Source organism: Streptomyces sp. NPDC087440, assembly GCF_044744005.1.
GTDB lineage: Bacteria > Actinomycetota > Actinomycetes > Streptomycetales > Streptomycetaceae > Streptomyces.
Genome location: NZ_JBIUXN010000031.1, coordinates 1 through 12,577, shown reverse-complemented (window position 1 = coordinate 12,577; position 12,577 = coordinate 1). Strand labels below are relative to the sequence as shown.

Below are 12,577 nucleotides of genomic sequence, written 5' to 3'. Positions count from 1 at the left end.
GCACTGCCCCGTCCTCGTTTCCTCTCGGCACAGGCTGGCCGTGGCCTCGCACGCATACGACCCGGCGCCCTTCCGTGCTCGGCGACGCCAGCACTCGGGCGCCCTCGACCAACCCTCGTACCACCCAAACCCTCGTACCACCGAAGGTGGACTCCAGCGGCAGGGGTTGGTGGGCCCCGTCGTTGAGGACGTACCGGATGCCCTGCGAACAGACCCCGCCCTGCACCGGTCTCGGGCCCGAAGGTCGCTCCGGCCAGGGTGGCAGGGGAGGTTCGAGCAGCGCCCCGGGCGGCGTCGATCGAACGCCGCTTCGGACGGCCGTGGCGGCGGGAAGTTCGGCGGAAGTGGACAGGCTCTGGCGAGCACCTGCCAAGGGCGTCCAGTCGTCACCACGGCGGGCAGTTCATCGCGCGCACAGAGCCTGCCGGCTTGATCACGGACCGTGTCGGCTGAGGCCGGGCAAGTCCCGCAGCAGCGCGCTTTCGCTCGCGCCCACCGGATCGGTGGCCCGACTCGTGCGGTGGTCAGTGACCGGCGGAAGCGATTTCGTCGAGAACGGCGGCGAGATCGACGGGTGCGGACAGGAAGGGGCAGTGGTGAGTGTCGAGCCGTTCCGCCCGTGCGGTCCGAACGGACATCTGCTCCTGCCGTGTTGGAGGGAGGGCCTGATCCTGTGCACACAGAAGATACGTGGACGGGACCGTGCGCCAGGCGGCCCGAGTCACCGGTTGCTGGAACGCCCTCAGGCTCTGCTCCACGAGCATGTCGACGGTCTGCCGGGCGAGTGCGTCCGGCACGTCCCCGAAGAGGGACGAGCGAGGATCGTCGAAGATCACGGGGGCGGTCCCGGTCAGGTCCTCCTCCCCACCCGGCACGTGCGCATCCTGGCCGTGCATGCTGTTGAGGCTCTCGCCCTCCGCGGGCACGTAGGCCGCGAGATACACGATGTGGGCGACGCCCGATCGGCCAACGACAGCCTGAGTGACGGGAATTCCGGCATAGGAATGCGCGACGACGACGATCGGTCCGGGCGTTCGCCGTATCTCCGCAGTGATCGCGTCGGCGTCGTCGTACATGCCCGCGGTAGGTGTCCGCTGCGGACCGATGCTCGGCAGGGCCACCGTCCGCGACCTCAACCCTCTTTGAGTGAGCGCCTGTTGAAGCGGAACCCAGCAGGTGGGTCGCAGCCATGAGCCGTGAACGAGGAGGAATGAGGGCGGTCCGGAGGGCAGAGACATGCGGTAACCCTAACGAGACGCAACAGCAATGCCCCGAACATCGGCACCACGCTCGCACCCTCCCGAGTGGGGAGCTGCTCGGCATCGTCGCACGCGGTCAGGAACTACGGAACCGACTGTCGCGGCGGGGTCATCTCGGCGTGCACGTGAACATTGCCGGGGGAGCATTCGGAGACGGAGCGCACCCGGCGCGCAGCGCTGGTGACCGCCTGCCTCGCCATCAGGCATGAACCGCTACGCGATCATCGGCTGACTTCCCCACGCTTTTCGAGGAGGGCGGATCCACGGTGGGGCGAGAGGGACCATGGGGGGACGCGTGGAGCGGTGCGTGCGGGGCAGGTTCGCATCGATCCCTGACTCTTGTTTGTCCCCTATACGAACGGCACCTGATGACGACCTCCTGGAGCGCACTCGACATCCCCCGCCTCGGGGGCACGTCCGCCGTTGTGACCGGGGCGAACAGCGGAATCGGCGCGGAAGTCGCGCTCTACCTCGTCCGAGCGGGTGCACGCACCGTTCTGGCATGCCGCAGCCGGGAACGGGGGGTCCTGGTGCGGGAGCGGATCCGGGCGGCCGCCCCTGGTGCGGACGTCCGGCTGGTCGTTCTCGACCTGGCCGATCTGAAGTCCGTACGGGAGGCAGCGGTCCGTATCGGCGGCGAAGTCGACGGGCACCTGGACCTTCTCGTGAACAACGCCGGGGTGATGGCGCTCCCGCTGCGGCACACCGTGGACGGTTTCGAAATGCAGTTCGGCACCAACCATCTCGGCCACTTCGCCCTCACCGGACATCTGGGCGGGCTGCTGGGCGCGGGTCCCTCGCGCGTGGTGACCGTCTCTTCCCTCGGGCACCGCCTCGGCCGGATCGAGCCGGGGAATCTGAACTCCGAGCGCGGTTACGACAAGTGGCGGGCGTACGGCCGCTCGAAGCTCGCCAACCTCCTGTTCACCGCCGAACTCGACCGGCGGGCCCGGGCAGCCGGGCGGCCACTGGCCGCCGTAGCCGCCCATCCGGGGCTGTCCTCCACCGAACTGGGCCAGGCGGGGCCGAAGATGTCCGGCCGGGCCTGGGCGGCGAAACTGGAACGCGTCTCCCGGCTGTACACCCAGCCCGCGTCGGCCGGTGCCCTTCCGGTGCTGCGCGCCGCCACCGACCCGGCGGTGACCGGCGGGGAGTACTTCGGCCCGAGCAGGCTGGGGGAGACCCGCGGTGCCCCGGCTCCGGCGGCGCGCTCGGCCCGCGCCCGCGACCCGGAGAGTGCCCTGGCGCTGTGGGAGGCGTCGGTGGAACTGACCGGCGTCGACCCGGACCCGGCGACATGGGAGGCACCGGCATCCTGAGCAGCGAAATCCGTCACGGCGGACGGACCTCCCGGGCCCTGTCCGTGGGGAGCCCGGTCCCGATTCCGTGCTGGGACGAGCGCCTGATGGCTGGCGAGCAGGCCGACCGCCCGGCGGCTGAAGCCCGACGTGAGGCAAGGGCACCGCGCCCCTTCACCGCCGCCCCGGCCGTGTCCGGCGCCCGCTGGGTCCTGCCCCGCCGCGTTGCCGACGCCTGCTATGCCACTTGTACGCGATCCGGGCTCCTTCGCCACCCCTCCTTTCACCGGCTGCGCCCCAATCTGGCGCCCGAGAGCCTGTGACTGGTCGAGACAGCTGTCACCTGCTTCGGGCTGTCCGCCCAGCGGACGGCACGTTTCCACTGCGCGAAGAAGTTCTGCCGGACGGTCAGTAGCTCCAGCTGTAGAGGCCACCGCCAGTGTGTACGGCAGACACCGCGAGCCCGGCAATTCCCTGCAGTACCCCGAGCAGATCGTCGGCGGTCATGTCGTCCCCGTCCTCATGCTTGAGCCTCGTGGCCCAGCGATCGGCAAGTTCCTCCAGCTCGGTGCGGGGAGCGTTGGCCAGCGCCCGGATCAATCGCTGCGGCAGGGCGAACACCTCAATGCCGTCGTTCAAGGGGGGCGTCACCCACCTCGGCCACGGCCGCCACCGAAGGAGCCGGTCAAACGGCGGGATTTCGGCCGAGGGACTTCTGAAGTACATGTCCCACTCGGCGATGGCACTGTCCGGCTCAAAGAAATGGCAGGTCACAGACGGGAAGCTCTCACCGGGTCCCCGTAGACGTGTCGCAGCGGCAGTCTTGTCGTCGGGAGCGAGGAAGAACACTATGTCGTGGGCCATCTCGGCATGATGGCAGCCCGCCCACTGATGCCGGTGACATCTATTCACCGGCCGCTGCGACTTCCTGTGCCGGTTGCAGCGCATCTCAGCCGAACCGGCGACCCTGCACCCACCGCCTCAGGTCGTTCGTCCTGGACGAGGACCTCGTCGGTCTTTGTCAGCCGAAGGGTGTAGGCCCAGGTGCGGAACGCCGGGCGGTGGCATCAGGTGACTCATAGGGCGCCGTGTCAGCTGATGGTCGCGGCGGTGTTGTTTGCTGAGGGTGAGGACACGTGATGGATGCACGCGGGAGTGGCTGGCGCCGCAGAGCGGCCGTACTTTTCTCCTCCGGGCTGCTGGTGCTGGGGACCGGGGCGCGTGCTGCGGGTGTGGTTCCGGAAGCGGCGGGGCCACCGGCGGGGGCTGCCGGGGTGGCTGGTGTTCCGCTGGAGGTGGCCACGATCGGAGGTGTTCCCCGGCTCGTCGCCACAGTGGTGATCGGTGGAGCGCGGCTGAGGGTGCTGGTGGACACGGGCTCGACGGGGCTGCGCGTGGTGGCGGGCAAGATTCCCCGCACTGCGGTGACGGTGCTGGGTGATGCGGCTCCGTACGGGTACGGCAGCGGAACCCGGCTGCACGGCAAGCGCGCCACTGCTGACGTGATGTTGGGCGGATTCACCGCACGGAAGGCTCCCGTGCACCTGGTGACGTCCACGACGTGCGCTGCGCGCAAGCCGAACTGCCCGGCCGCGGGTGGGAGGAAGCCAGTGATGTTCGGCCGTGCCCTGGACGGCATTCTCGGTGTGAGCACGGCCGATGCGGTCGGCCTGGCGAACCCGCTGTGGTATCTGCACAACGCCAGACATCAGCCGGTCGGACGTCAGTACGCGATCCACTACGACCCCGAGGGCCAGAGCCGTCTGCTGTTGGGCGTGCCCGCCACCGGCTACCGGACGGTCGCGTTGCCGGACAAGGGCGACGCGGACGACCCGTCGGGTCCGCCTTCCTGGGATTCCCGCCAGATGCATGCCTGTTTCGCCTCGCCGGACCTGACGGGTGGGAAGGTGTGCGGTCCGACTCTGCTGGACACCGGAACCCCGGGCCTGCGCATCCTCGACCCCGGCAGTACCGCTGGTCCGGTGCCCGATGACGTCGACATTGACCTGAGCGTGCCCACGGCCGGTTGGAAGCGGACGCTCACCACAGGAGACGACACGCATGCCCGCGTCCATGGCACCCAGCCCTCGCTGGCGGGCCTCATCGCCTACGTGGGAACCAATGTGCGCTACGACCTGACCTCCGGGACGATCGGCTTCGCGCCCTTCCCGGTAGCCACCACCGGTACCCCTTGAAGATCCTGAGCGCAGTCCCCCGGGCGCCTCGCCAGCGCGAGCACCCGCGATGAAGCCTGGGCAGAGCGCCATGAGATTGGCGAACTCCATCTGACGGTGCCAGTGCCGCACGACGGCCGCCGATTTGTTGAACCACTCCTCCCCGCCCCGCCACTGCGCTCGGGCGCCACTCCTGGGGGGGGCGGTGCAGGCTGGTGGTTGCCTCCCTTTGCGTGAACGTGCGTGGACTCCCGTCGTGGGTGCGGCGGGGCAGCGGGCGAGGCGGGGTGGAGGGGGCATGGTTTCGATCATGCAAGATCCCTTTGATCGTGTTCTGTTCGCCCCGGTTGTGCCGTCTGCTGTCCGGGACATTTGTGCTGCCGCGGTGCCCCGTGCTGGTGGCGGGGCGCTGCCGGACGTGTCAGTGGTGGGCGGCACGGGTCAGGAGCCGGGCTGTGGGGAGGTGGCGGCGGTGGGGGTGCAGCAGGCGGCGCATGTTCTGGATCTTTCGTTGTACGAGGGCGGAGTGCAGGGTGGGGCAGTCGTGCAGGAAGGTTTCCCAGTGCTCGAGGGCGGCGTCGAGGTGTCCCTGGGCGAGGAGGATTTCTGCGAGGCGGGCGCGGGTGAGGGCGGTGGCGTGGCGTTCGGGCGGGGTGCGCAGGCGCAGTGAGGTCGTGAGTGCGCTGATGGCGCCGGAGGCGTCGCCGAGGGTGTTGAGGGCTTGGGCGCGCTGATAGTGCAGGGCTCCGGCGGGGTAGTGGGTGAAGGGGCCGGGGGCGGTGGTGGTGGCTTGTTCGTGGAGGCGTTCTGAGGTGGCCATGTCGGCCAGGGCCGCGTGCTTGTCGTGGCTGGCCTGAACGACGGCCAGGTGGGCGTGGGCGTAGGCGCGGACCACGGGTGGTGCGCTGCGGCTGCTGTGGGCGGCGTGTTCGGCCAGGTGCAGGACGGCTGTGGTGTGGTGGCCGAGGTCGTGGGCGTGGGCGGACATGGTCCGCAGGGTGATGGCGTACGTGGCGGCGTCACCGGCATCGCGGGCGAGTCGGGCGGCGGTCAGGTGGTATTGCTGGGCGTGGGCGTCGCCTCCGTCGCCGGCGCAGATATTGCCCAGGAGCAGGGTCAGTTGGGCCGCGGCGGACAGGAGCTGCTCGTGGATGCCGGGGGCGGCGGGGCGGTGGAGATAGCCGGCGACGTCGTGGCGCAGGTAGGCGGCGAGCGTCGTGCGCAGGTGAGCTGAGCCGTGGGCCTGGGAGCTCTGCGCGAAGTTGTGGATCATGGTGTGCATCTGTCCCAGTTCCGCCGGCCCGGCCCGGCGGTTCATCCCCGGGTGGGGGGCGGGCGGATGCGGGGGGTCGAGGAGGGGATGCCACAAGGCGGGCGCCGCGAGGGCGGCCACACTGTAGATGCCGGTGCCCAGTATGTGACGGCGGGTGGGATCGAGTTCGGCGGCGGTGAGGTGGGACAGCCGGTGCAAGGGATCAGCCTCCCCGGACAGGTCGACCAGCGTGGACGGGGCCTGGCTGAGCCCCGCCTCCACCGAGGTTACGGGGCGCGCGAGACGCCGTGACAGTGCCTCCAGCAGCAGCGTCGGTGCAGGTGGGCGGGGAGTGGTGCCGGAGAGCCAGCGGGAGACCGTCGAACGGTCGTATGCGGCGCAGTGTCCGGACTCGGCGGCCACGCGCCGAAGGGCTGAGGCGAGTTGCGTCCCGTTCCATCCTGCTTCTGTGAGCAGGCTCTTCAGGCGGGTATTGGGTGTTTTCGGCATATCCCTGCCTCCCGGGTCCGGTCGCGGAGACCACCGCCCGCGCCGCGTTTCACAAAGGCGCAATGTTGCAGCGGTTGCAGCACCTCCACCGCCCTCGCGTTCTGTGCGGCCCGCACGCAAGACGCTGTACTGAATGAAGTACCCGGACGGGGCGATTCCAACGGCCAGTCCCGCCCGTGCACCGCACACCCCCCTGTCTGCCCTCGGCGAAGGAGAGAGTGCCCCTGATGCGTGCTGCGACCGACCGGCGGGCCAACGCCCTCTGACGCCCTGGCCCGCGACACCGTCCACCAGGCTGCCCCCAGTGCCTGCCACCGGCCGCGTCGCGCAGTGCGCGACCCCGCGCAGGCCGGCGGTTCCTCGTGCGCCGACTCCTCCCGATCGCCGTCATGGACTGCGTCGGCGCCGGCCCCGGGCCGAGGAACGCGCGCGGCCGCCCTCAACGACCGGGCTCAAGTCCTCGTCCGCCATAAGGCCGCACGCACCGTCCACCCCGGACTGTCGGAGCCCTCCCGGCCCAGGAGCTGCGGCTGACCCACCGCAACGGAAGGCGAAACCTCATGACCTCCCTTTCCGTTCACACCCAGAGCATCGATTTCGCAGCCGTACGAGCCCGCGTCGACAAGACCCTCGACGACTTTCTCGATGCCAAGCATGACGACGCCACAGCCCGTTCCATGCCCGTGGACGTGACAGAAGCACTGGGGGAATTTTTCGCCTCGGGCGGGAAACGGCTGCGTCCATTGCTGTGTGTCCTGGGCTGGCACGCCGCCGGAGGACACGGCGATGACGAAGAGGTCGTCCGCACGGCAGCAGCAGTGGAAATGTTCCACGCCTTCTGCCTCATCCACGACGACATCATGGACAGCAGCTCAACCCGCCGGGGCCGCCCCACCGTGCACTGCGCCATGGCTCACCGGTACGACCATGACCACATCGGCACCAGCGCCGCGATCCTGATCGGCGACATGGCCCTCGCCTGGTCCGACGAACTTCTCAACTCACCCCACCGCGCACCCCATCGGCAGGCCGCACTGCACCGCGTCATCGACGCCATGCGCCAAGAGGTCATCTACGGCCAGTACCTGGACCTCATGGCCCCCTTCACGCCCCTCACCGACCACCGCGCGGCCCTGCAAGTCATCCGTTTCAAGACCGCCAAATACACTATCGAACGGCCCCTGCACGCCGGTGCAGTCCTCGCCGGCGCCGACCCGGAACTCCTTGCCGCACTCTCGCGCTACGCCCTGCCCCTTGGCGAAGCCTTCCAGCTGCGCGACGACATCCTCGGCGTCTATGGCCAGCCACAGGAAACCGGCAAACCCGTCCTGGACGACCTGCGCGAAGGCAAGCACACCGTCCTGATCGCACTCGCGGCCCAACAAGCCACCCCCGCCCAACACCACCTGCTGCACAACCTGCTCGGCGACCCCGCACTCGACGAGGACGGCGCCGCCCAGATCCGACGCGTACTCCAGACAACCGGAGCACGCGACCAGGTAGAGCACATGATCACCACCCGGTACGCACAGGCCCTCACCGCCCTCCAGGACGCCCCCTGCCCGCCCGCAGCCACCGCCGCCCTGCAACGGATCGCCACCCAGGCCGTGCAACGCACCTCATAGAACACGCCGAGCACCGGCACCGCCCTTCGGGCGGATGCTGCTGCGGAGCAATCGTCGGCACTCCCTTCGTCCCCTCAAAACGGTCGGCAGACGACCGAGCAAGAGGCCCCCCACAGAAGCCGAATGGAGCCTGAGATGACCACGATCTCGAAAAACGAACCCGCACAGACACCGCCAGTCGACAAAGCAGCCACTGACCGGACACTCCCGGAAGAACTGGCGGGAACGTACGGATATATCTGGGCAGACTGGCTCTACGGCAAGAAGAAGAACGCCTTCATGGTGTCGGTCTACAACGACTGCCACGCCATCGAACAGTGCCGCAGCCCCGCCCAGAAGGCCGACCTGCTGAAGTCGCTGCGCGGCAAGGTCAGCGGCAGCAGTGAACCCTGGGTCGAAGGAATCGAAGACTTCCTCGACTTTGAAACGTCCTACCTCGCCCAGGGCACGGCACCCGTTGAGGTGCTGGCCGACAGCGACGAGTACCGGGCCCTGGGCGTGCTGGAAGCGGCCTACCGGCACGGCGCATTCCGGGGCCTGTGCAGGACCGACAGCGGAGCCGAGTGGATCGGCCTGCTCGGCGAATTCTGCGCTGCCGCAGTACACCAGGGCTTCAAGTGGGTTCGCACGAGCGGCGGTGTGGACGAGTGGGAGCTTCCCGCCATGAGCGAAGCCTGGTGCAAGGGCGCGGCCCTATGGGGTCTCGTGTGCACCCATCTGGCTGTGGACGAGGCGGGCCCGCATCCGGCGAACGACGCCGCTCTGGAGCGCATCCACGACGTCATCGCGCCCCACCACATGGCCGGAGCCTTGTGGACGCACTACCGGGGCACACACCCGCACCAGACCTGGAGCCCGCAGGTCCGCGGCAGGGCCCCTGGCGAGGCCGCTATCCGCACGTTCGGCGACGCACACAAGTGGCCTGCCGAAATGATCGACATTCTGGTGCGCGGAGCCGATCACGTGAACACCTGGGTCAACCCTCCAGCCCCAGCGTCAGCGCACATGGACCGTACGCGCGACCTGCTCATCTCCGACCACACACCCCGGCTCAAAGGCAGGGTCATGCAGATGTGTGACGAACTGCAACGTGCCGTGGGCGACATGAATGAGACCGAAGTCGCCGAACTCCGATGGCGTGGCGCGGCCTGGATGTCCACCCTGACGACCAACTGGCGGGGTCGCGGCAGTCAGCATGACCGGGTGATCGAAGTATCGTTCGTCGGTGCGCTGACAGGTGTACTGCGCGAATCACGGCCGCACATCACGGCAGCTCACGCAGATCGCATCTTCGAATGGTGCGCGCAGAGGGCCAGCCACCTTCCTCCCGAGGAGCGCGACCCACTGCTCAAGGCCTCACGGTCCACCCTGGAAATCAGGGGACGGGTGCCCGGGATTCTCAAGGGCTACGGTAGCGCGGGAACTGGTCACACCAGGTGGGTTGACGGCGTGTGGGAACTGGCCACGATGGCTGGCTGCTTGGTGGGCAGCGGCATGGAGGACGCCGTCCCGGAGAACGCACGCGAACTGGCCTGCCGATTCTTCAACGCCTCACAGGGCAAGCGGCGCAAAGTAGGGATCGACGTCGGCCCCGACGACGACAGCGGCGGGTGCCTTGTCTGCGTCGGCGACGAACTGTTTCGTCACCTGGTGGGAAACCGGCCGTCCACCGGCGTCTTGCAATGCTCCATCTGGGGCGTATTCCACTACGGCAACGGCGGGCTAGGCGAGGTAGCGGACACATCGCTAGGGACCCGAGGGACCTGAGCATCACTGGTCCACCGGACTCTCCTCAGGCTCTCGGCACCCAGGCTGTACGCGGGGACGGGCGGAGGCCGGCGTGGCAGGAGGGCATGCGGCATGTGCAGAGCAGCAGCCCACCGGTGAGCGCCCCGCAAGGCCCTTCGCCCCGTGCAACCACCGTCCTTCATCTCCCACCCGTCACAGCGCTGACTGGGCATCCGGACTGCGCAGTGAAGCACCCCAACCTCGATCGGACACTCTGACCAAAGGAGAGCAGAGATGCGCATCCATGAATACCGCAGCCCGCTCCGCGCCGGGAGCGCAGCGATGGACACACCTCCACTGCCCTATCCGCAGGGCTGGTTCTGCGTGGGGTTCGTCAGCGACTTCAAACCTGGCACCGTGACGACCAGCCTGTTCATGGGCGAAGAGATCGTCATCTACCGAACCCGGCGCGGCACGATCAAGGTCACCCGCCCCTACTGCCCACACCTGGGCGCACATCTCGGGGCCGGCGGACGCGTCGACGGCGAACTCCTGGTCTGCCCGTTCCACCATTTCGCCTTCGGCCCGGACGGCACGTGCGAGCGCACTCCCTACGGAAGCCCGCCCCGCGCCCGCCTGTCGCTGCTGCCCACCCGGGAAGCCTTCGGAATTACCTGGGTCTGGCACTCCCACGACAACCAACCTCCCACCTGGGAGCTGCCCGACCTGCCTACCAGCGGCCGAATCCCCGCCCACCACGCGACGGACATGTCCGGCCACCCCCAGGACATCGTGGAGAACGTCATCGACTACGGCCACCTGCCTGTCGTGCACGGCATCGAACCTACGGTGCTCGCCGAGCCCGTGGCCAAGGAGCAGACCTACCACCTGACGTACGAACTGGCACGTCCCATGCCCCCGCTGGGCACCGTGATCAATACGATCAATTTCACGTTCATCGGCCTTGCGGGAACGCATGCGAAAATCCAGGTCGCCGATGGGCTGCTGACTGCCGACGCCTGGGTACTGGTCACCCCGATCGGACCCTGGCGCGTCCGCATTTGGTACGCCTCGTCCGCAACCATCGGCTTCGACCAGCTCCCGGCGCCGTGGCACCGCCTTCCACGACGGCCCCTCGAACAGACGGTCACCTCACTGATGAACCACTGGCTCGTCCGTGACGGTCGGACTGACTTCCCCATCTACCACCACAAGACCTACCTCCCCCACCCCAAGCTCAACAAGGGCGACGGGCCGATCGGCGCCCTCCGCAAATGGGCTCGCCAGTTCTACCCGGGGGGCCCGATCACCAGCCCCGGCCAGCAGCAAATGCCGACCGCGAGCCTGGCCACCGGCACCGATTCGCAGGCTGCGACTGCTGATGCCGCCGGCCAGAAGAACTGAGGAGTTGTCCCTGCGTCCGCTCCACCGGTCGCTCGACCTCACCGGCCGGTCGAGCCCCAACGCGTCCTCCAGCAGCCGCTGCTGTGCCGGTTGAGGCGCGTCAACAGGGTGCCCAGTAGACCGTCCTGCAACAGTTCGGGTTTGGATTTCACAAGGGGGCGGCAAGTCCAGTAGACGGACGCATGACTGTCTCCGACAGGGTGCCGGAGGTAGGGGGACCATGGCTCAGTGGAATGAAATTCCCGAAGACATCGATCCTCAGCTGACGGAGTTCGTGAACCAACTGCGCCGACTTGTTGATCGCAGTGGCTTGAGCATCTGCGAAGCCGCAGAGAGGACGGGGCCGGCCCTCAGACTCGGCGTTGCAGGACAGCGGTGGTCCGCAGGGCTGCTGCCGGAGTGCGGGAGCAGGAGGTGAGGGTCAGGGTGGAGGCATGAGCGTGATCATTGTGCACCGGCTGGTAGACGATGCCCGTCGGGTCACCGTCCAGCAGGGCGGCGTGACTGCTGATCTCGGGCGGGTCTACAACGACACCGACCTCGAAGAGGCACTGCGCCGGGTGGGCATGGAGGAGGCGTCGGAGGTGCTCGACGATCCTTCGACGGTGAGCTGGGAAGGTGAGGGCCCGCATGTGTGGGGGAGCGGGCAGCCGCGGCCGCCGGGCATACACCCGGGCCACTGAAGGCGGCCGTGCTGCCGCAGAACGCGCCGAAGTCGGCACAGCCGGCTCCGGCGCGCGTGGCCCGTGGGAGCCGCCCGGCCGACAGCGGAGAGGAAGCCGGGGGCGTTCCAGGAGGAGTCCGGTCCCGGCGACCTCATCGTCCAGGCCGCTCTGTCCGAGCACGGCGGTGGCGTCGAGGAAGCCACTGCGGCGCTGATCAAGCGGGCGATCCCGGACGCGATGGCGCTGCTGGACGAGACCCGCAAGGGCTGCCGGTACGACGTTGTCGCGCACCCGGTTTTGCCGAAGATCCTGCGCAAGCAGACCTCCTAGGGCGCCGACCAGGTCTGGGAAGCCCGCCCCAAGTGGACCCGCAGCGTGTTGCCCGAGGGTTGTCGGTGTACGGACGAACGTGCTCGGCGAGATGACAGGCTGTTCGCTCGGCTCCAGCGGGTTCATGGCACGATGAGTCTGTGGAGAGTCCTGGTCCTTCAGCGCGTCGTCGCATGCTGGTCGAGGCGGTCGTCGTGGTCGCGTCGCCTGCTTCTGCTCAGGTGGCTTGGCTGGATCAGAAGCCGTTGTCGTACCGAATGTGATCGTTGAGTTCCCGCTGGTCAGGCATGGTCTCGCTGTCGTCTGTGCAGGGTCGGGACGATCGGTTGGTC

The 12,577-nt window shown here is 68.4% G+C and carries 11 protein-coding genes; 8 read left to right on the top strand and 3 right to left on the bottom strand.

What is annotated here, in order from left to right; genetic code table 11:
- Positions 1 to 524: 524 nt before the first annotated feature.
- On the bottom strand, positions 525 to 1,238 hold the full coding sequence (locus ACIO3O_RS38980; protein ID WP_401754467.1) for an alpha/beta hydrolase: 714 nt from the start codon (positions 1,236 to 1,238) through the stop codon (positions 525 to 527).
- Positions 1,239 to 1,627: 389 nt separating this feature from the next.
- Here ACIO3O_RS38980 and ACIO3O_RS38975 point away from each other — a divergent pair, with 389 nt between their 5' ends.
- Together ACIO3O_RS38975 and ACIO3O_RS38970 are read left to right on the top strand one after the other, a co-directional pair.
- On the top strand, positions 1,628 to 2,578 hold the full coding sequence (locus ACIO3O_RS38975) for an oxidoreductase (RefSeq protein ID WP_401754464.1): 951 nt from the start codon (positions 1,628 to 1,630) through the stop codon (positions 2,576 to 2,578).
- Entirely contained in the window at positions 2,557 to 2,880 is a 324-nt protein-coding gene (locus ACIO3O_RS38970; RefSeq protein ID WP_401754462.1) for a hypothetical protein, read from the top strand. Before ACIO3O_RS38975 ends, ACIO3O_RS38970 begins: the two co-directional genes overlap by 22 nt.
- An 85-nt stretch (positions 2,881 to 2,965) precedes the next feature.
- Here the strand turns inward: ACIO3O_RS38970 and ACIO3O_RS38965 are convergent, their stop codons facing one another.
- Positions 2,966 to 3,421: a hypothetical protein gene (locus tag ACIO3O_RS38965; protein ID WP_401754460.1), complete on the bottom strand. Its 456-nt coding sequence runs from the start codon at positions 3,419 to 3,421 to the stop codon at positions 2,966 to 2,968.
- Between the two features lie 275 nt (positions 3,422 to 3,696).
- Between ACIO3O_RS38965 and ACIO3O_RS38960 the strand changes: the two genes are divergently transcribed.
- Complete coding sequence (locus ACIO3O_RS38960) at positions 3,697 to 4,752, top strand: DUF3443 family protein (RefSeq protein ID WP_401754677.1); 1,056 nt, start codon at positions 3,697 to 3,699, stop codon at positions 4,750 to 4,752.
- A gap of 400 nt (positions 4,753 to 5,152) precedes the next feature.
- On the opposite strand, the gene ACIO3O_RS38955 is transcribed toward ACIO3O_RS38960, so the two are convergent.
- Positions 5,153 to 6,406, bottom strand: a complete 1,254-nt coding sequence (locus ACIO3O_RS38955) for a hypothetical protein (RefSeq protein WP_401754457.1) — start codon at positions 6,404 to 6,406, stop codon at positions 5,153 to 5,155.
- A 647-nt stretch (positions 6,407 to 7,053) separates the two neighbouring features.
- On the opposite strand from ACIO3O_RS38955, the gene ACIO3O_RS38950 reads away from it, so the two are divergent.
- From ACIO3O_RS38950 to ACIO3O_RS38930, 5 genes are all read left to right on the top strand, one after another.
- Positions 7,054 to 8,118: a polyprenyl synthetase family protein gene (locus ACIO3O_RS38950; protein WP_401754454.1), complete on the top strand. Its 1,065-nt coding sequence runs from the start codon at positions 7,054 to 7,056 to the stop codon at positions 8,116 to 8,118.
- A 135-nt stretch (positions 8,119 to 8,253) separates the two neighbouring features.
- Complete coding sequence (locus tag ACIO3O_RS38945; RefSeq protein WP_401754451.1) at positions 8,254 to 9,885, top strand: hypothetical protein; 1,632 nt, start codon at positions 8,254 to 8,256, stop codon at positions 9,883 to 9,885.
- A 255-nt stretch (positions 9,886 to 10,140) separates the two neighbouring features.
- A complete protein-coding gene (locus tag ACIO3O_RS38940) occupies positions 10,141 to 11,250 on the top strand; it encodes a Rieske 2Fe-2S domain-containing protein (protein WP_401754448.1) in 1,110 nt (369 codons plus the stop codon).
- Positions 11,251 to 11,684: 434 nt separating this feature from the next.
- The gene (locus tag ACIO3O_RS38935; protein WP_401754445.1) at positions 11,685 to 11,933 is read left to right on the top strand and encodes a hypothetical protein; all 249 of its coding nucleotides are present in this window, start codon (positions 11,685 to 11,687) and stop codon (positions 11,931 to 11,933) included.
- A 63-nt stretch (positions 11,934 to 11,996) separates the two neighbouring features.
- Positions 11,997 to 12,245, top strand: a complete 249-nt coding sequence (locus ACIO3O_RS38930) for a hypothetical protein (RefSeq protein ID WP_401754442.1) — start codon at positions 11,997 to 11,999, stop codon at positions 12,243 to 12,245.
- Positions 12,246 to 12,577 lie beyond the last annotated feature (332 nt).